At 59.5% G+C, this 20,014-nt stretch carries 15 protein-coding genes and 1 pseudogene; 4 read left to right on the forward strand and 12 right to left on the reverse strand.

The features are described 5' to 3' along the window. The first annotated feature begins 1 nt into the window (after window position 1). Together O3W47_RS02300 and O3W47_RS02305 are read left to right on the forward strand one after the other, a co-directional pair. Window positions 2–1,090: a DUF917 domain-containing protein gene (locus O3W47_RS02300; RefSeq protein ID WP_269312857.1), complete on the forward strand. Its 1,089-nt coding sequence runs from the start codon at window positions 2–4 to the stop codon at window positions 1,088–1,090. 90 nt (window positions 1,091–1,180) lie between these two features. Beyond that, window positions 1,181–3,925, forward strand: coding sequence for a LuxR C-terminal-related transcriptional regulator (locus tag O3W47_RS02305; protein ID WP_269312858.1), 2,745 nt, complete (start codon window positions 1,181–1,183; stop codon window positions 3,923–3,925). Between the two features lie 53 nt (window positions 3,926–3,978). Here the strand turns inward: O3W47_RS02305 and O3W47_RS02310 are convergent, their stop codons facing one another. The 4 genes from O3W47_RS02310 to O3W47_RS02325 all read right to left on the reverse strand — a co-directional run bounded on the left by O3W47_RS02310 (window position 3,979) and on the right by O3W47_RS02325 (window position 8,897). Next, the gene (locus O3W47_RS02310) at window positions 3,979–4,941 is read right to left on the reverse strand and encodes a hypothetical protein (protein WP_269312859.1); all 963 of its coding nucleotides are present in this window, start codon (window positions 4,939–4,941) and stop codon (window positions 3,979–3,981) included. Window positions 4,942–5,022: 81 nt separating this feature from the next. Continuing rightward, a complete protein-coding gene (locus tag O3W47_RS02315) occupies window positions 5,023–6,708 on the reverse strand; it encodes an ABC transporter permease (protein WP_269312860.1) in 1,686 nt (561 codons plus the stop codon). Beyond that, complete coding sequence (locus tag O3W47_RS02320) at window positions 6,705–7,802, reverse strand: ABC transporter ATP-binding protein (protein ID WP_269312861.1); 1,098 nt, start codon at window positions 7,800–7,802, stop codon at window positions 6,705–6,707. The genes O3W47_RS02315 and O3W47_RS02320 overlap by 4 nt, the downstream gene beginning before the upstream one ends. A 102-nt stretch (window positions 7,803–7,904) precedes the next feature. Next, window positions 7,905–8,897 carry an ABC transporter substrate-binding protein gene (locus tag O3W47_RS02325; RefSeq protein ID WP_142843072.1) on the reverse strand — a complete coding sequence of 331 codons (993 nt, stop codon included), beginning with the start codon at window positions 8,895–8,897 and terminating at the stop codon, window positions 7,905–7,907. 291 nt (window positions 8,898–9,188) lie between these two features. On the opposite strand from O3W47_RS02325, the gene O3W47_RS02330 reads away from it, so the two are divergent. Next, window positions 9,189–10,322 carry an ROK family transcriptional regulator gene (locus tag O3W47_RS02330; RefSeq protein ID WP_142843074.1) on the forward strand — a complete coding sequence of 378 codons (1,134 nt, stop codon included), beginning with the start codon at window positions 9,189–9,191 and terminating at the stop codon, window positions 10,320–10,322. 61 nt (window positions 10,323–10,383) lie between these two features. Here O3W47_RS02330 and O3W47_RS02335 read toward each other — a convergent pair whose 3' ends face one another. The 8 genes from O3W47_RS02335 to O3W47_RS02370 form a co-directional block, all read right to left on the reverse strand. Next, window positions 10,384–11,307 (reverse strand): dihydrodipicolinate synthase family protein, encoded by a 924-nt coding sequence (locus O3W47_RS02335; protein WP_137454392.1) that lies wholly within the window; start codon window positions 11,305–11,307, stop codon window positions 10,384–10,386. Between the two features lie 64 nt (window positions 11,308–11,371). Further along, complete coding sequence (locus tag O3W47_RS02340; protein ID WP_269312862.1) at window positions 11,372–12,325, reverse strand: phosphoglycerate dehydrogenase; 954 nt, start codon at window positions 12,323–12,325, stop codon at window positions 11,372–11,374. A gap of 25 nt (window positions 12,326–12,350) precedes the next feature. Then, window positions 12,351–13,418 (reverse strand): ABC transporter ATP-binding protein, encoded by a 1,068-nt coding sequence (locus O3W47_RS02345; protein ID WP_137454394.1) that lies wholly within the window; start codon window positions 13,416–13,418, stop codon window positions 12,351–12,353. Window positions 13,419–13,422: 4 nt separating this feature from the next. Further along, window positions 13,423–14,256, reverse strand: coding sequence for a carbohydrate ABC transporter permease (locus O3W47_RS02350; RefSeq protein WP_020812374.1), 834 nt, complete (start codon window positions 14,254–14,256; stop codon window positions 13,423–13,425). Window positions 14,257–14,273: 17 nt separating this feature from the next. Continuing rightward, entirely contained in the window at window positions 14,274–15,167 is an 894-nt protein-coding gene (locus O3W47_RS02355) for a carbohydrate ABC transporter permease (RefSeq protein ID WP_020812375.1), read from the reverse strand. 195 nt (window positions 15,168–15,362) lie between these two features. Further along, window positions 15,363–16,685: an ABC transporter substrate-binding protein gene (locus O3W47_RS02360; RefSeq protein WP_269312863.1), complete on the reverse strand. Its 1,323-nt coding sequence runs from the start codon at window positions 16,683–16,685 to the stop codon at window positions 15,363–15,365. Between the two features lie 310 nt (window positions 16,686–16,995). After that, on the reverse strand, window positions 16,996–17,703 hold the full coding sequence (locus O3W47_RS02365) for a GntR family transcriptional regulator (RefSeq protein WP_137454396.1): 708 nt from the start codon (window positions 17,701–17,703) through the stop codon (window positions 16,996–16,998). Between the two features lie 92 nt (window positions 17,704–17,795). Continuing rightward, window positions 17,796–18,653: a LysR family transcriptional regulator gene (locus O3W47_RS02370; protein ID WP_137454397.1), complete on the reverse strand. Its 858-nt coding sequence runs from the start codon at window positions 18,651–18,653 to the stop codon at window positions 17,796–17,798. 20 nt (window positions 18,654–18,673) lie between these two features. On the opposite strand from O3W47_RS02370, the pseudogene O3W47_RS02375 reads away from it, so the two are divergent. Further along, a pseudogene (locus O3W47_RS02375) lies at window positions 18,674–19,992 on the forward strand (MFS transporter). Window positions 19,993–20,014: the final 22 nt, after the last annotated feature.

Raw genomic sequence — 20,014 nt, forward strand, 5'->3', positions numbered from 1 at the left:
CATGGCAATCATCACGGAGCAGGACATAGACGATCTGGCCGTCGGCGCGGCCGTTCTCGGCACCGGCGGCGGCGGCGATCCCTATATCGGCAAACTTCTGGCCAAGGCCGCCATTGAAAAATACGGGTCGGTGGACCTGATCTCGCTCGACGCGGTGCCCGATGGCGCAGCCGTTGTCGCCTGCGGCGCGATGGGAGCGCCCACCATTCTGATCGAAAAAATTCCCTCGGGCGAAGAAGGCGACCTTGCGCTTGAGACCTATGAGGACCACACCGGTATCGATGTCGGCGCCATCATTCCCTTCGAGGCGGGCGGCATCAATTCCATGATACCCATCGTGCTGGCGGCCAAAAAGCGCGTGCCGGTCATCGATGCGGACGGCATGGGCCGCGCCTTCCCGCAGCTCGAAATGGAAACCTTCAACGTCTACGGCGTGCCGGCAAGCCCGGTGGCGGTGGCCGATGAACGCGGCAACCGCGTGCTGATCGAGACCGAAGACGCCGCAAAGGCCGAGTGGCTGGCCCGTGGCGTAACCATCCGCATGGGCGGGCAGGCCTATATCGTCAATTACGGCATGGATGGCGCAACGGCAAAACGCGTCTCGGTGCCGGCCACCATGTCGCTTGCCGTCGGCATTGGCCGGACCCTGCGCGAGGCGGTCGCAGGGCATCTCGACCCGGTCCGGGCGCTTGTCGATTTTTTTGCGGGCACGCATTACGGCCATGCCGAAATCATCACCTCCGGCAAGGTCTGCGATGTCGCCCGCAAGGAAGAAAACGGCTGGTCGGTGGGGATTGCCACCATCGAACCCTTCGACACCTCGAAACCGAAGGTCAAAATCCGCATCCAGAACGAAAATCTCGTGGCCGAGGAGGAAGGCGGCCGCGTGCTGGCGATCGTTCCCGATCTCATCACCGTGCTCGACATAGACACGGCCGAAGCCATCACCACCGAGAGGCTGCGTTATGGACAACGCGTGAACGTGCTTGCCGTGCGTGTACCGCCCATCATGCGCACGCCGGAAGCGCTTGCCGTCTTCGGTCCCGCCGCCTTCGGCCTGCCGCAAGCCTACCGGCCACTCGGCTCTTGACGAACGCCCGGCATCAGGCGCTGATAATGCCCTGCCCTTTCCGGACATCATTCCGGCCGGGGCCGGTCGTTCAGTGACGAAAGAGGACCGATGCCGAGCCGTGTCTTGCGTGAAAAGCCGTTGCATGCCGTAAGAACCTTTACCGGCGCCGGGTTGCGCGTCAGCCCGCCGCGCATGCTTTTTTCAGGCATCGAAAGACCCTATCTGCTCTCCAAGCTGGCCGCAGGGCTTGCCAGACAGATCGTCGTTCTTCGCGCCCCGCCCGGTTTCGGCAAGACCGCCCTGATGAAAGCGGCCTATGAGCGTCTGGTGGACGGCACCCTTACTTTGCCGGGCATGCGCGATACGGCGGTTTCCCATTGCTCCTGGCTCAACGCATCCGGCATTGCATCCCCTGAGCGTTTCGTCGGTGAATTGCGTCAATCGCTTGGCCTTGCCGCAATGGCGGACACGCAGGATGCGATGACGGACGCCATGGAAGCGGTGGCTCGGCGTGAGGGCCTGACCATTCTTTTCATCGACAATGTCGACGAAATCGACACCGGCAGCCGATACCGGCTTCTGGAGCAGCTCATTTTTTCCGCGCCCGATACGCTCCGTATCGCCTGCTCGTCCTGTTCTCCCGCGCAATTGCCGCTTGCCCGGCTGAAGGCACGCGGCGTATTGACGGAGGTGACCGCGCGAGAGCTCGAATTCGGGCGATCCGACCTGCGGCGGCTGCTGGCCCGTGGCGCGATGGCGGCGCTTGTCGACCCCCTGATGGAAATCACCCGTGGCTGGCCCGCGTTGGCGCAACTCGCCGCGGGCATCGTAACCGGAGGCCCGACGGAAGAAGAGCGGCGCCTGTTGCTCGCCGGAACCCATGCCGATTTGATGGACTACACGCGCGAAACCGTCATCAACCGGCTTTCTCCGGCGCTCCTGTCCACCCTGCGCCGATTGTCGCCTTTCTCGGAATTTCGTCTTGATCTCGCCTCCGACCTCGGTTTGCCCGGCTTGACGGAAGAGGATCTGGCCATGCTGGAGGCCATGCATCCCATTATCGAAAACGGGCCGAATGGCTGGCTCTCCCTGCACCCCGTGCTTCGCACCTGCCTCGAACGGGACACCGCCTTCGTTTCGGAAACGGAAAAGAAGGCGCTGCATCGCCAGGCCGCCCTCTGGTTTGCAACCCGCGCCCATCTGGAACGCGCCGTTTCCCACGCCGCCCAGAGCGGCGATTTCCATATGGCGGAAGAAATCATCGGCAAGGCCGGCGGCGTCGATATTTTCCTGCGGGCCGGGCATCAGGTGCTGGAGCACCTCATCGATAATTTTCCGCCGGAAATCCTGCATGCATCGCCCGGCCTGATGGTCTGTTATGCCGTGGTGCTCTCCAAGCGCGGCAATGCGGCGGCCGGACGCGAACGGCTCGATATTCTGAAAGAAAACGGCGAATGGTCCGCTGCCGCACTTGCCGCCGTCGACCGTAGCGTCCTCGACCATATCGACAGCCTGATCGATGTTTATGAAGACCGCCGCATGAGCCCTGCCGAGGCGCAACGGCTGGAACGGGCCGCCGCCGCCCTGCCGCCGCATGCCACATGGGAACTCGCCTGGCTCTTCAACCACCTCTGCATCATTTACACCCGAACCGGCGAGCTTGAGGAAGCGCGGCGGGCAGCGCTGAAGGCGCTCGGCTATTACCGCGAGGAGAAAACGCCCTATGCACAGGTCTTCATGCTCATCCACCTCGGCCTCGTCAGCACGCTGACCGGTGAATTTTCCGCCGCCCTGCAGTTTTGCCGGGAGGCCGAAGAACTGGTGGAACGGGTGCACTGGACGGACCGGAACCTGCTCGCCATCGTCCGCCTTGCAACAGCCGATGTGCTTTATCAGCAGGGTGAGGTGCTTCACGTCGAGCAGACGCTCACGGAATGCGTGGAGCCGCTGATACGCGGCGAAAGCTGGGTCGACCTTTTCATGCGCCTGTTCTGGCTGCTGGCCCGCAGCCGTCTTCAGGTAAGCGGCTTCGACGCCGCCGCTGCCGCAATCGACAAGGCGGAGGAAGTGGCGGTGGAGCGCAACCTGCCCCGCCTGAAGACCGCGGCTGCCATCATGCGTGTCGATCTGCTCGTCAGGGCCGGCATGATCGAGTCGGCAACGCAGGCGATGGAACGGGTGGAAACCCTGAAACAGGCGGGCGGTCCCGGCAACTGGACCTGGCGCGAGGCCTATGATTTCGACATCGCCAGCGCCCGGTTCGCGCTTGCGCAGGGGCAGGCGCCGCAGGCATTGCTAAGGCTCGAAGCTCTGATCCTCTCCGCCAAGGCGTCCGGCCGCGCCTATCACCGCATGCTGGCCGAAATCATGGCGGTACAGGCCTCGTGGAAAGCAGGCCGACAACAACAGGCCTTCGCCTATCTGCAATCGGCCATCGCCCTTGCCCGCGCTCACGAGGCGACCCAGCTCTTTACCGATGAAGGGCACGATCTTGCCACCACATTGCGCGCCATCGTGCGCCGTTTCGGCCTGAAGGTATTCAGCCCGAACGCGGTGGAATTCATGAGCCGCATCGTCGGACACGGTCTTGGCCGCCAGCCACGCATGGTGATGCCGCTGGGCGGCAATGACGACGGCGCAACACATGCCGCCGGACTGCTGAGCGGGCGGGAAACCACCGTTTTGAAACTTCTCTCCGAAGGCCGCAGCAACAAGGAAATGGCCCGCGATCTCGGCCTTTCGGAAGCGACCGTAAAATTCCACCTGAAGAACATCTACGCGAAGCTTGGTGTCAGCCGGCGCGGCATGGCCGTCTCCGTCAGCAAACATCTCAAGCTGACCGACCGCGAATGACGCCGACACCGATATGCGATGTCGGCCGGTTCACATGAGGTTCGTAAACTGGACTACCCTTGAACCAGGTTGAGGCAAATGACGGTCCTGTCATCACTGAATTCCGCCGTTGTCGAACCTTTGACGGACGGATACTCACGCAGCTTGTGAAAATCCACCGCCTCGACACGCGCGAATTCCGCTTCCCAGGCCGCAACATCCGTCCCCGCCGGCAGGGACAAATAGCCGTCGGAGAATATTTCAACGCTCGAGAGCCCGTCTTTGGCGATGCGGACGTCAACCGTCCCCTCCTGCATGACGGTTCCGCCATTCACCGAGGCGTAACCCAGTACATGCCCATGCCGGTTTGCGAATTGCGGCTGAACACGGATTCCACCCATCAGGAATTCCTCGACCGTTTCAATGTCGTTCTCAAGGCCGCTCATCCCGGCCGCGGCAATGACGACATTTTCCGCATCCCGCGCCGTCATGATACCGTTTGCGACCGCTGAACGCAGGCCGGAGAAAATCGTCGCACGCGTGCGCGCCTCTGCCGCATTGCCATCGCCGATGGCGGCAAGAAGCTGTTTGAACACGAATATACGCGCCGAAGTGCTTACCGTATCGATCAGCTTTGTGTGCTGAAACAGACGCGTGCCGTTGATCCTGACGCCGGAATCGCCGGCAAGCAGTAGGCGGAAGCTGTCGCCCATATCCGCCACGATCGCCAGGGTGGTCGATGGCGGATGGCCGGCATTGATGCGCTGCGCCTCCTTTTTCAGAATATCGCTGATATTCTGAAAAAGCGCGGGCGCGGCGAGCGTTTCCAACCTGCCGTCAAGGCTCATCTCAGCAACGGCATTGGCGGCGGCAAGGGCTGCGACGCGGCCGGAACTAAGCCCGCTGTAACTTGCTCCGGTCGGATCGGTCGCGCCGTCGAAAACGGCCAGAACCCGTCCGGGAATGAGAAGTGCCACATCGTCCCCCGGCTTTGCGGCGTTCTTGTATTTCGATTGCGAAAAGCTCGCGATATTCATCTTTCTGGTGTCCTTGCAGAGGGAGGCTGGCGGCGACACATGGGTCGCCGCTGCTGCAGTTTTGAATGATATTTGATGGTTTCAGACGAAAGAGGCTTCCTTGTCTTCCGAAAGCCGGAAGACGACGAAGACGCAAAGTCCGGTGCTGACGAGAAGTAAGGTGGAAAGTGCCGCGGCCGTGCCGAACTCGCCGTCAATCACCTGAATATAGATCAGGACGGGCATCGTGATCGTCCGCGCCGTGTAGAGGATCAGCGTCGAGGACAATTCGTTGATGGCGGTGATGAAGCTCATTAAGGAACCGATGATGAGTCCCGGCAGCATCAGCGGCACCGTCACCGATATGAACGTCTTCGCCGGCGAAGCGCCGAGATTGACCGCGGCCTCCTCGATGGACGGCTTGATCTGCCGCAGGATCGAGGTCGTGGAGCGCACGCCGTAAGGCAGGCGACGGATAAACACCAGCAGGATGATGATGAGTGCCGTGCCGGTAATGTCAAAAGGCGGATAACGGAACGTCGTGACATAGCCGATTGCCATGACGACGCCGGGTATCAGGTAGGGAACCATCAGCAGAAGATCGAGCGAGCCTGATACTGCATTGTCCCGCCTGACCACGATGAAAGAGAGCAGGCCGGAAACGATGGCGATCAACACCACAGCGGCAAGCGCAAAGGTGAAGCTGTTGGCAATCGCCTGCGGTGAATCGCGAAGAATGCGGGCATAGCTGTCCAACCCGAAGCCGCCTGTGAAGACGGGACCGTTTGTTGCGAGGAACGATGTGTAGATGACCGTAAGGGACGGCAGCATGGCGACAAAGATGACCAGATAGCAGAAACCGTGCACGATGAAAGATTTCAGCGGGCGCATGGAGAGCTTTACCGGCCGATTGGTCAACGAGCTGGCATAACGGCGCTTGGCGAGAATGTGCCGCTGCAACAGAAGTGCGGCCATGGAAATGGCGATCATCACCATGGAAATCGTGACTGCCATGGTCGGTGTGCCGGCCATTTCGGAGGTATATTGCGCATAGGCGATGGTCGAGAGCGTCCTGATGCCCTTGCCGAGGATTGCCGGCGTTCCGAAGTCTGCAATGGACAATACGAAGCAGATGATCGCGCCGGTGCTGACTGCCGGAAAGACCAGCGGCAAGGTGATCTTGCGGAACCGTTGGAACGCCGTGCAGCCGAGGTTTTCCGCCGCATCCTCATAGGATTTGTTGATGGTGTTCAGCGCATTTTCCGTCATCAGGAAGATATAGGGAAAGAACTTCAGGCTGAAGACCATGACGATACCCGGTATCCCGTAGATGGTCGGCAGTGAAATGCCGGCGAAAGACAGGAGATTGGTGACCGCACCGTTGGCGCCGAACAGCATGATCCAGGCATAGGCGCCGATGAAGGGCGGCGCGCACAGAACCAGCACTGCGAAGGTGGCAATGAAGGTGCGGCCCTTGATGCGGTATCGCGACGTGCAGAAGGCAAGCGGAATACCGAGCAGGCAGGCCCCCAACATGCCGAGCACGCCGATGACGAGCGTATTCCACAATGCCACGGTATAAAAACGCCGCGTCAGCACCTGAACATAGTTGCCGAAACCGAAAGCACCCGTCTTGGCGTCGAAGAAGCTGATGAAGAACACGCTGAAAATCGGCAGGATCAAAAAGATCGCCAGCATTACAACGGCAAATGCCGTCACGCTGGTCCAGAAGCCCGGCAGTCTCAGGCGGAAGCCGCCCGTGGTTACGGTTGCGGTCACATCCGTCATGACAGGCGCTCCCCGGTAACGCCCTCACCGAAGAGCTTGGTATCACCCGCAGACCAGGAGAAAACCGTTTTCTGGCCGGGCTGGAGGGCGATGATATCGGGCGACGGCTTGGTGATCGCCTCGATTTCCTCTCCCGACGACAGCACTGCGGCAACATTCATCTCGCGACCGGTGAAGCTCACCTGTCTTATGGTGACAGGTAGCTCGATGCGGTCTTCATCTTCGTTCGCAGGCGAGCCAACGGTAATCGCTTCGGGACGGATGGCGGCAACGACCGTTCGTTGCGGCGCAATGGCGTCGACCTGCGGCAGCCCCACTTTGTGCCCGGAAATGGATATCTGCCCACCCGAACGATCCAGCGTCAGGAAGTTGTTTGCCCCCACGAAGGAGGCGACGAAACGGTTGGCGGGGTTGTTATAAACTTCCCAGGGCGCTGCGGCCTGCTGGATGACGCCGCCATACATCACACAGACCAGATCGGACATGGCAAGCGCCTCCTCCTGATCATGGGTCACATAAACCGTGGTAATGTTCATGGCCTGCTGGATTTCGCGCAACTCGCGCCGCAGATCGACGCGCAGTTTGGCATCGAGGTTGGATAGTGGCTCGTCCATCAACAACACTTTCGGATTGATGACGAGCGCTCGCGCCAGGCCGACGCGCTGCTGCTGACCGCCGGATAATTCATGCGGCATGCGCTTGGCGTAGGGAGCGAGCTGCACGATATCGAGAATCTTGCCGACACGTTCACGAATCTCGGCGGAAGACGCCTTGCGCTGCTTCAAACCGAAGGCGATGTTGTCGAAGACGGAAATATGCGGAAATACCGCATAATCCTGAAAAACCATGCCGACATCGCGCTTATGTGCGGGCACATGCTCGATCGCCTGTCTTTCGATACTGATACTGCCGCTGTCCTGCTGGTGAAAACCGGCAATCGTGCGCAGGAGGGTCGTCTTGCCGCATCCGCTCGGACCGAGAAGCGTAAAGAACGATCCCGAGGGGATGGAGATATTGATGTCGGAAAGGGCAACGACATCCCGGTAGCTCTTTTTTATGCTGGTAATTTCCACGGCGGCCATGTGCTGCTCCATGACAGATCCTGCACGGCCGGTGACCACGCTGGACAAACGAAAAGCGAATTGTGAATGGGATAAAGGGGGACGGCCGCTTCTGCGCCGTCCCCGGCAATTATCTTACTGAACGTCGAGCAATGTCTCGTTCCACTTTTCCATCAGGCGCGCGCGATTGTCCGCAGCCCATTTGAAATCGTATTTCGCGTCTGGAACATCGGAAAGCGGAACGAGTGCCGGATTGGCGGGAACATCGGTTCGAACCGAACGACGACCCGCCTTCACCACGATTTCCTGCGCTTCCCTGGAGACGATGAAATCGATGAAGGCCCTGCCATTGCCGGCATTCGGCGCTCCCTTCACGAGCGCCATGCCGTCAGGCGCGATTGCCGTACCCTCTTTCGGATAAACGATTTCGACCGGCGCGCTGCCAAGCTTGTAGCGCAGTGCGGCATCTTCCAGCGTAATGCCAACGGCCTGTTCGCCATCGTTGACGAAACGCGGCACCGCGCCTGAAGAGGTGGAAAGAACCGAGTTGCCGAGGATGCCGGTATAAATTTCCCAGCCTTTTTCCTCGCTGTCGAAATCCTGCAATACCGTTGCCATCTGAATATAGGCTGATCCGGACTGATCGGCGCGGGCCGACGAAATCAGGCCCTTATATTCCGGCTTTGCGAGATCGGCCCAGGACGTCGGAACGGGAGCGCCTTTCAGGGCCTCCTTATTGACGATAAAGGCCGTGACGACAGCCGTGAAAGGCACCCAGTTCGCGCTCGGTGAGAAGGCAGGGTTGATCGACGCAGCCTCAACCGGCTTGTATGGTTCGAAAAGTTCGGCGGAGAAATCGATGACCGTCCCATCGACGCTCCAGATCACATCGCCCGCCGCCTTGCCGCTCTCCGCCTTGATGCGGTTCATCAGCTCCCCGGACCCGGCTTTGACAAGCTCAACCTTGGTGCCGGTTTTCTTTTCGAACATGGGCAATAACTCGTCCATGAGCTGCTGCGGGGCAGCGGAATAGACCACGACGGTACCTTCGGCATGAGCGAAAGCCGCGCTGGCAAGGAAAGTGGCGCCGGCAAAAAGGCGCGCGAAAATAGTGCATGATTGACGCATAAGGGGTCTCCGTTTTTTTGTTCCCTGACAGTCCGGCCCTGCGACATGATTTCTTTTTGGTTTTGCCTGTCGCCACCCGCTGTCTGTTATTTATTTTCTTTACGTAAATTAATTAGTCAAGCCGAAATTTATTTCGAATATAAAAATAAAATATCCGATTGAAAAAGCACAATTCTTTATGATTTTCATTCACAGGCCTCCGATCTCTACGGCGGATTTTCCGGCAAAGCGCGGTGTACAATCGCGTAATTTTCGCTAATCATCCGGCATGATTTCTCGCGGGAGACTTTTTTGATCGATCTCGGCTACAATGAGCGGCGTCTGCTCGAGATTTTGCGCGGTAAGGGAGGCATGTCGCGTATCGAACTGGCGCGGGAGATGGATGTTTCCGCACCGACCCTTACTCGCCTGACCGCCAATCTTCTGGAATCCGGCCTCATCGTCGAAGCGGAGGAAGCCCGCAATGACGGTAAACGGGGCAAACCCTCCACCGCCATCGAAATCAACCCGAACGGGCTTTTCACACTTGGGGTCTACTTCAATCCAGACGATCTGCGTGTCTGCGTGGCCGATCTCAACGGCACGATAAGGCAGGAAATCAGGTCGGAACTGGAGGGGCACAGTTTTGAGCATATCATGGAGATGGCCGAGGCGTCCGCCCGGCAAGTGCTTGAAAAAGCGAAGATACGAAAGAAAGATGTGCTGGGCTGTGGCATCAGCTTTCCCGGCCATTTCAGGCGGGATCGCGGCCATGTCTTCCGTATCAAGCAGTTCGAAAGCTGGCGCGACATCGACGTCGACAAGGACTTCCAGCCCTATTTCGACTTCCCGGTCTTTCACGAAAATGACGGCAATACCGTCATTCTTTCCGAGCTCTATTATGGTGCAGGCCGCAATATCCGCAATTTCGCGATGATCTGGCTGACATATGGCATTGGTGGCGCCGTGGTGGTGCAGCGCCATCTCTATCGCGGCACCAATGGCAATGCCGGCGAGTTCGGCGGACTGTTTCCAAAATCCCATCCCCGCCCCTCGGGACAGGACCTGTGCGACACTCTGGCTGCTCAGGGCATCGGCATTCGACGCCTGAAAGACATTGACGAAAGTTATGCCGACCATCCTGCCGTGGCATCCTGGCTGGAACGGGCAACGGATCAGCTTCGCCTTCTTTCATTGACGGTCGCCCGCACGATGGATCCGGCAGCCATTATTTTCGGTGGATCGCTGCCGGACTGGATTCTCGAACATATCGTGCGGCGTATCGGTTCGCTGGACATACTCGGCGAAGATTTTTTCGTCGAGCCGCCGGAAATACGCAAATCAATCATGAGCGACTCGCCTCATCTCGGCGCCGCCAGCATACCGATCTACCGTGCCATCACGCCCAGCTATTATTCCGGGCGGGCGCTGAAAGGCTGGGCATGACACGCCATGGCCACCAGAGCGTTTTCCCCATTGGTCTGTGTGTTGATGACAGGGGACGCCGCTATCTGGATATGCGCCGCCGGAATTGCTCCGTGCCCTGCATGATCTTGTCCAGAAGAGCCTCTATCGCCCAGAAACGCTCCTGAATATCGAACGTCACCGCGCGGCTTTCGATGTCGCTTATGGTGCCGAGACGTTGGTGATAGAGCTTCGCCAGTTTGGGATACCCCATGGGCTCCGCCATGGCGGCGAGCGCCAGATAGACCGACAGCTCGTCAGCCAGTTCCGGTTGCCGGCCGGCTTCCGTCAGCAGCCATTTGTAGAGATCGGGATGGAAATTGGTGAAGACCCCGGTGAAACCGCGCGATCCCGCTTTCATGGCGTCGAATGCAATTGCCGCATTGGCATTGACGATGGCGAGCGGCGTATTCGCGGTGAGCGCTACACGCCGCTTGACCGTTTCAAGATCACAGGAGACATCCTTGAGGATAACGAAGCGACCGCTATTGGCGCAGAAGGAAATTTCGGCATCGGTCATGAGACGGCGATAGGGAGCCGGGCATTCGTAGAGACCAAGCGGCAGGTCGGAAGGCAGACGCTCGAGAAGCCAGCCGAGATCATCGAGAAACTTCGAGCCGCCCTCCTCCCGGGCATCCAGCCGGTTGGTGACAAGCACCATGCCGTCAACCCCCGTCTGCGCGATGGCGTTGAGCTCTTTCTGCTGATCCTCAAGCGCCTCGCTGATATGGCCCGAGGCAATGACGGGAATGCGGCCGGCTGCGGCCTTCTTGACAAAAGCAGCCAGTTCCACCCGCTCCTCAAGGGTGAGGAACATCATTTCAGAAGACTGGCAAACGGCAAACAGCGCGTCCGATCCATTGGCGATGTACCATTCCACGAGATTGGCGACACCTTCGAAATCTATCTTGCCGCCCCTGAAGGGGGTGATCATCACGGGAATGATGCCTTCGATACGCTTGGTCATTGTTTTCGTCCTGTCAAACATATGTGGTTCCGGTATTCCAATGCGGAAGCCTTGCCGGCGTGGGTCAGAGCTGGTTGCGTGGCTGGCGGTTCGCGAGCACATCGATCACGGCCTCGGCGGTAATCCGGCCGATGGAGGTGTAGGTTTCGTAGGTTTCCGCTGCCGTATGCGGCGTAGTGACGATCTGCGGCAGGGTGAAGAGCGGATTATCGGGCAAGGCAGGCTCCATCTCATAGACATCGATCGCCGCTGCCTGAAGATGGCCGCTGACGATGGCGTCGTAAAGCGCCTTCTCATCCACAAGGGCGCCACGCGCCGTGTTTATGAAAATCGAGCCGGGTTTCATCCGGGCAAAACGGCCGGCATCCATGAGGCGGCGTGTCTCCGGCAGGCTCGGCATCATCATCACGAGAATGTCGGAAGACGAAAGCACCTCATCCATCTCGCACATCCGCACACCAAGCTTCGTTGCGGCAGTCTGGTCGGGAAACTTGTCGTAAGCGATCACCTCCACCTCGAAACCGGAGAGTTTGCGCGCGATCTTGCGGGCGATGTTACCGAAACCGAGGAGACCGACACGACGGCCGATCAGTTCCTGCCCGACGAACCGGTCCCACGCGCCACCGCGCAAGGCATCGTGCAGATAGGGTATCCGGCGCATTGCCGAAAGGATCAGCCCGAGCGTCAGTTCGGCCACCGCATTGGCATTGCCGCCCGGCGCATTCGTCACCGCAATGCCATGCTGGTGGGCCGCATCGATATCGATATTGTCGACACCGACACCAAAACGCGCGATCGCCTTCAGTCGCGGGGCAAGGTGGAAAACACGGTCGTTCCATGTGTCGACACCGGCGATAACGGCATCGACATCGCCAAGTCTTGCCGATAATTCGTCAAATGTCATCGGCCGCCCGAAGCCGTTTTCAACGACGTCGATACCTTCCGCCTCCAGCATCGCCTTGGCGTCCGCGCAATAGCGGGAATAATTCGTTGCCGTTACCAGTACGGTCTTGCTCATTTCAGTGTCTCTCGGAAAATCGGAATTAAATACGTGCACCGGCCTGATCGAACAGAACGCAGCGATCGGGATCGAAACTCACGGTCAGGATCTCGCCCGGCGCAGGCGCCATATCGCCCGGCAGGCGGCAATTCAGCCGGTTGCCGGCAATATCCAGCAAGGCGAGCGTGTCGGCCCCCAATGGTTCGATCAGTTGAACGGGACCGGAAATCGTGGCGGACGACGAAGCCCGATGGGCCGAATCCAGCGAAAGATGTTCTGGCCGCACGCCGAGTTCCGCTGCGCCTTCATAGTCCCGGCGTTCGACAGAAACGGGGATGCGCGTGCCATCCGGCAGGGTTGCGACCCCATTCGAAAGCTGCACGGGCAGGAAATTCATGGCCGGCGCGCCGATAAAACCGGCGACGAAGCGGGTTCTCGGGTTGCGGTAAAGCTCCTGCGGCGCACCGATCTGCTGGATGTGACCGTCTTTCAGCACGACGATACGATCGGCCATGGTCATGGCTTCCACCTGATCGTGGGTGACATAGATCATGGTGCTGCCGAGCCGCTGGTGGAGCTGCTTGATTTCCGCACGCAGATCGACACGCAGTTGCGCGTCGAGATTGGAGAGCGGCTCATCAAAGAGAAAAACCTTCGGTCCGCGCACCATGGCGCGCCCCATCGCCACACGCTGGCGCTGGCCACCGGAAAGTTCGCGCGGGCGTCGCTTCAGCAGATGGGTGAGCTGCAGGGTGCGCGACACGTCTTCGACGCGCTGCTTCACCTGCGCCTCCGGCACACCGTTCATCCGCAGGGCAAAGCCGATGTTCTTTTCCACGGTCATATGCGGATAAAGCGCATATTCCTGAAACACCATCGCCACATCCCGTTCCCAGGGACGAAGCCTGTTGACGACCGTTCCGTCAATGGAGATCGAACCTTCCTGAAAATTCTCGAGGCCGGCAATCATGCGCAGCAGCGTCGATTTTCCGCAGCCGGAAGGACCGACGAAGACAATGAATTCGCCATCGACAATATCAAAGGAGAGGCCATGGATGACACGGTGCGCGCCGTAAGCCTTGACGACGTTCTGGATGGAAAGAGTGGCCATGGAATTATCCTTTGACTGCCCCTGCGGACAGGCCCGCGACAAGGCGGCGCTGGACGAGCAGGGTAAGAATGAGCGGCGGAAGAGCGATCATGGTTGCGGCGGCCATCAGCGCGCCCCAGTTGGTGACGCCCTCGCCGATGAAATTGAACGACGCGACGATGGCGGTCTTGGTGTCGAAGCCGGAGAGCGCCAGAGCGAACAGGAAATAGTTCCAGGTGAAGATGAAGCAGAGAATGGATGATACCACCACGCCTGGCATGACCACCGGAAGAACGATGCGCCAGAGCACCGACAGCGGACGGCAACCGTCCATCTGGGCGGCTTCCACCAGTTCGCGCGGCATGGCGTCGAAATAGGGCAGCATCGTCCAGAGAGCGACCGGCATGGCGATGACGGCATGGGTCAGGATCAACACCGTGTAGGAACCGACAAGCCCGAGTTCGGAAAAGATGATGAACCAGGGCAGCAGGAACAGCGTGCCCGGCGCCATGCGTGAAAACAGCGCCAGTGTCGCGGGCCATGTGGTGCGATGCCAGGAGACCGCAAAGGCCGCCGGAAATGCGAGCAGGATGCCGAGCAATGTCGCACCCGTCGAAACGATGAGCGAATTCAGTGTATTGGAGAGAAATTCCGTGCGCTCGAAAAGCTGGCGGTAATTGTCCAGTGTGGGTGTGAAAAAGAGGCTCGGTGGCAGCTTCGTCACCTCATAACGATCCTTGAAGGACGACAGGATCATCCAGAGGATCGGGGTGATCGCGGCGATGACCAGAATGGCGGTGCTCAGGCCGCCGCGCAGTCTTTCGGCAAGGGAAGGCTGATATGCCTCGTGTTCGTGCATGAAAATTCCTCCTCGATTTACCAGGTGACGGCCTGTCGCAGCCGGGAAAAGGCGACGACGGTGACCATGACGACGGCCGCGAGCGTGATCATGCCGGCCGAGGCGTAGCCGAAACGGGAAAACTCGAAACCCTGCTGGTAGGCATAGATATTGAGCGTAGTCGACGCGTTGCCCGGCCCGCCGCGCGTGGTGATGTAGATCACGTCGAAGAAACGCAGCAGATCGACCGACCGCAGGATCGCGGCGGACAGCAGCGTCGGTGCAAGCAACGGCAGGGTGATGTGAACGAGCCTCTTCCAGCCGATCACGCCATCGATCTCCGCCGCCTCGAACACCTTTGTCGGCAGGGATTGAAGGCCGCCCAGAACCAGAAGTCCGATCAGCGGCGACCATTGCCAGGTGTCGACGGCGGCAACCGTCAGAAGGACCCACTTGGGATCGGCGAGCCAGAGGCTCGGGCCGATCCCCACCTCCCCGAGCAGCCAGTTCGCAACGCCGACGGCCGGATCGAGAATGACGATAGCCATCATGCCCACGACCACCGGCGGCATCATGAAGGGCATGACAGCCACCGTGCGAACGAGATTGCGCGCGCTACGCACCCGGTTGAGGGTGAAACCAAGCCAGGTGCCGATTACCATCTGCATGGCGAGCGCGAGTCCATAAAGCACCCATGTCAGAATGAAGGCGTTGTGAAATTCCCCGTCGGAAAGCAGCTCGAGATAATTCGCAAGACCGACGAAACGGTCGTCCATGCCGAGCGAGTTTTCGCGCAGCGAAAGCCAGATCGCATAAAGAATGGGGAAAACGATCATCAAGCCGACGAATGCTACGGCGGGCGCCATCATCCAGCGAAAGGAAAGAACGGTCTGGCCGGGGCCGGAGATGCGGGAAGGCATCGGAGCGGTCATCACACGGGGATCCCTCATGAAAATGATATTTGTGTCTGCAATTGCCTGCCCCAAGCCGCGCCAGACCGCTCGCCGTGAAACTGACCAGCGACCTGTGCAGCGATTGGGGAGAGCAATATTTCCCGCCGGGGATCCGGCTCCGGACTTTGCAGCACGGAACCGGATTTCCCGGGAGGAATTCCTGGAGCCGGCGAATTACTGCAGGGCGAGCAGGGCCTTGTCCGCCTCGCAGGCGCCATCCTTGATCGTATTGTTGCCGAGCAGGTAATCCTGAACCACCTTGCCGATGATCTCGCGGGTCTGCGGCACCTTGTCGGTCGGCGATGCGTAGTCGCCGGTGCCGGTTTTGCTGATCTGCCTGATGGCGTCGGCCCAGCTCTTGCGGATCGGCAATTCGTCAGTGAACTTTTTCATATCCGCACCGTCAAAGACCGAGCTGCGCGGCGGCGCGACACCGGCCTGAATGAGACGGGCCTCGATCTCCGGCGACGTTGCCCATTGCATGAACAGCCAGGTGGCCTCCTTGCGTTTGGAGAAATTCGACATCGAAAGCCCCCAGCCGAAGGCAACGGGCTTGGAAATGCCGGTCTCCTTGCCGGGCGGTAGTACCTTGATGGCAAGATCTTCAGCGCGGCCGGGGAATTTGACGATATTGGAGAATTCGTTGGAGGACTCATGCGTCATGGCAATCTTGCCCTGACCGAGAAGCTCGACGACCTGCGGGAAGGAATGGTTGGAAGCACCGACGGCGCCATAGGTTTTCAGAAGATCGCCATACATCTGCAGACCGGCTATGGTCTTTTCCTGGCACAGGCCCGGCTTGGTCTTGTCCGCGGACTTGAAGTCGCCGCCAAGATTGAAGACGAAAGACGCCATCGGATAGGGGATCGCGTTGCGCACGCCGCGCGCCGTCCAGGCGTTGACCGACTTGTCGCATTCCGAGATTGTTTTTGCCGCGGCGGGAATATCTTCGAGATATTGCGGTTCCGGAACATTGCACTTGGCGAAAATATCCTTGCGCCAGTAGAACAGCGGACCTTCGACATTGATCGGTACGCCGGTCAGCTTGCCATCGAAAATCTCGTTCTTGCGCAGCCCCTCGCCGAAATCCTCGAAATTGAAATCCGGCGAGGTCAGGCTCGCATCCTTCAGCAGCGGGTTGAGATCGGCATACCAGCCAGCCTTGTTGTAGACCGCGCCCTCACGGATTTTCAGCGAAATGAAGGCATCGACATCCGATGACCTGGCCTGCATGAGCGTCGACAGACGCGCGCGGATCGGGTCTTCGTTGAGAATCTCGACGCGAACCTTGATGCCGGTCTTTTCCGTGAATTCACTGGTCATATCCTTGATGGCGTTCGGCCAGGGATGGTTCGTGAACAGGACATTTATTGTCTGGCCTTCCTGTGAACGCCAGTTGAAATCGGCGGCTCCCGCAATCGAACCTGTAAAAACGACGCATGATGCAAGGGCTGCCATTTTTGACGCCGCCGCCAGACTGTTTCTGAAAAATTTCATGTCAATCATATCCTCCCAAATCTCGGTTATTTTCCTCAATGACGTATCGCCCCCGGATGAGAATGCGGGCGCATACCTCTCCCTCCCGGTCGGCGCGGATTTGCTGCGCGACCGCATCTCCTCCCTCAAGACAGACGGAAGCTAGCAGGAAAATTTCACTGCCGCAATAGCTAACATGTTACCTTGATTGATAGTGACATTCCACCTGCGGCGCCCTTATGCATTCGGCAGCGGTTTCATTTGACGTCACGCTCTGGGGTGGCTGCCCCAAGCATGGGAAAACGGCCCGGAAAGCCCGCCAGAAGGGCGGCTACCGTGCGATCGCGCGGTTTTTGGCATTGTGAATGTGCTGTTCCATCGCTGCTGCTGCAGCGGCCGGATCGCGTGAGGCAATCGCATCGAGAAGGTTCAGGTGATCGTACATCGTGGGCAGGACGAGCGGAGGATTGAGCTGTGTATGCGCCTGGCGGATCAGCCGGATTTTTATGGCGTTCACACGGTAGATATTGGTGAGGATCGAATTCTGCAGGGAATCGATCATGCCGTGATGAAATCGGGAATCCAGCTCCTGCGCCCTGTCCACAAGGGCTCTGGAAACGTGATTGGCGTCCGGCTCGGCATTGCAGGCATCGATGATATCCAGATGTTCCCGCCGGATAGCCTCCAGCGTCTCGTCGCTAACCAGCCGCGCGAATATCTGGACCGCCTCCTTTTCCAGAAACAGCCTGACCTGAAATGCATCCTGCACCAGATTGAGATCGACCTGGGCAATCTGCATACCACGCTGCGGAACCGTCACCAGCAGCCCTTCGGCCTCAAGGCGCGGGATCAGCTCACGGATCGCCGCAAGCGGCAACTGGGTAAGCTCGACCAATTGCCGTTGCGAAACAAATTGTCCGGGGCGGAGCTGGCGGGAAAGAAGGTGCTCCGTGAAACTGGAATAGGCGCGGTCTCTCTGATTGACGTGCCCCTCCGCATTTCTCAGGCTACGGCCATCCTTTTTCTTTTTCTCTACCAAAGAGCGAACCTCCAATGCATGTACCTAACATGTTAGTAAGGTTGCCAATGAGATTCAATCACGGTCAAAAACGAAATTCGAAAATAGGCCATTCAGGCTCGAGGGGACTGAAATGCCCGGGTGATCCGTCGCAGCACGGCGTTCGCGTGATCGCCGGTGACCGCCGAAATCATCACCACGTCCAGTTTTGAAAGCTGTGGGAGCAGGCCTTCCCTCACCTCCCGCAGACCGGCAGGCGCCACACTTCGCGCCAGCAGTGCGACGCCGATCCCTGCTTCGGCAGCCGCTCCCACCGCCGTTGCCCCGGTTCCGACGAATACCTCACGCCAGGCGATGTCCGCCGCCTCCAGCGCCCGAAGGGCCATGGCTCGCAAATTGCAGGGCTCCGGTTGAAGCACCAGCGGCACCGGCAGGTTCGAAGACAGATCGAAATCCGCGCTGCAGTACCAGCCGAAGCTTTCCTGAATCAGCAATTCGCCATCGCGGCGGATGTCGTCATGCCGCAACACGACGATCGCATCGAGCGCGCCGGCATCGTAGAGTTCAAGCAGCGTCCTGGTGCCGGCCGTGCGCAGATGAAGCGTAACGCTCGTCTCACGCTCGCTGATCACCCGGAGTATCCGGGGCAGGTCGGCCCCGATCAAATGATGCGTGAAACCGATCGCCAGGCGGGTCGGCTCCTGCCCAAAGACATCGAGCGCCCGACGACCAGCCGCAACATAAGCCCGCGCGGGCTCCAGAAAGCGTTCGCCGGCGGCCGTCAAACGCACGCGGCGCGGCGTCCGTTCGACGAGACGATGCCCCAACATGTCCTCAAGCCGGCGCAGGCGCAGCGATATCGCCGCCTGTGACGTGTTCATCACGCCTGCAACCCGTGTGAACGACTGCAATTCGGCAACGAGAAGGAAAGCCTCGACGGCCTCGGGATCCAATGAGCGCATGTTTTGCATAACAAGCTGTTATCGCTGAAATGCGCAAGCCCCTAATTCTATCGGTTTCTCGCGAGCGCTATTGCACGAAAACTCTCGATAGGAGCTTTTCGTGTCTTCACAGATTTCCTCCCTCGCTCACGCCAGCCGCCGACCGCCGGATCTGGGCAGTCCTTGCCGTCGCCGTCGCAACGCAAACCGCCGGCTCGTTCGTATCGCAGGGGATTTACATCCTCGTGCCCTTCTGGCGGGAAGCATTCGGCATCTCCCTCGCATCCGCGTCCCTTGCCGTGACCGTCATGAACGGTGTGCAGATCGTGACGATGTTCACACTCGGCCGCGCCATCGATATTCACGGTGAGCGCCGCATTGTCGGCATTGCCATGCTCGGCATGGCGCTCGCGATGGCCGGCGCGGCGTCATTCGCAAACAGCCTGCCCGCGCTGCTTTTGTGCATCGCGTTTCTGGGCGGCACCTATGCTGCGGTCCAACCGGGCGGCACGCGGGCGATCATGCGCTGGTTCCCGCCTGCCAAACGCGGCATAGCGACAGGGTTTCGGCAGGCCGCGGTTCCTTTCGGAACGATGATCGCCGCCGCCCTCCTCCCGTTCATGGCGGTTCGTTACGGATGGCATGCGGCAGCATGGCTCTGCGCCGGTGTTTCCGTCATGGGCGCCGCACTCTTCTGGGGTCTCTATCGCGAGGGAGGCGATGTGACCGCAAAAACCGAGCGCCCGCTTCCCCTGGCAAGACTCGCCCGTGAGGTAGGGCAGAATCCGAGCTTCTGGCCTGTATTGCGGCTTGGTATCGCCATGTCGGCATTTCAATTCACCCTCACCGCACACGTCATCGGCTTCATGGCGGATGGATTGGGCCTTGGCCTTTTGCCGCATCGTCCATGTTTGCCGCAACGCAGCTTGCAGGCATTCCTGGCCGGATTTTGTTGCCATGGCTCAGCGACCGTTTCCGACCCGGCCTTCGCACGCAATCCTTCGGCCTGGTATCCGTCATTGCCGCAGGCGCTGCCGCAATCCTCGCGGCTCTGCCCATCGGCGTTCCGGCACCTATTATCCTCGTCGTGCTTGTCGTGCTGGGAATATTCGGGATCGGGTGGTTTCCACTTTATCTTCTGCAGATCGCCGAAAGCGCACCGAAAGGTTCGATAGCGTCGACGATCGCCTTCGCTTCCACGATCTGCCTGGGTGTCATGGCAATCGGCCCCTATATATTCGGCCTTCTGGTCGATCATTTTGGCTACGGGGCAGCATGGTCCGCATTGATCGTGCCGGTGGTCGCAACGGCGCTACCCCTCGCAATCTCATCGCCGCGCCGGCAGAAAGCTCAGATCGGCTCTTCATGAAACGGGATAGGCGCGGCGACAA

It is taken from the genome of Agrobacterium sp. LMR679, from assembly GCF_027157905.1.
In the GTDB taxonomy this organism is placed as follows: Bacteria; Pseudomonadota; Alphaproteobacteria; order Rhizobiales; family Rhizobiaceae; genus Agrobacterium; species Agrobacterium leguminum.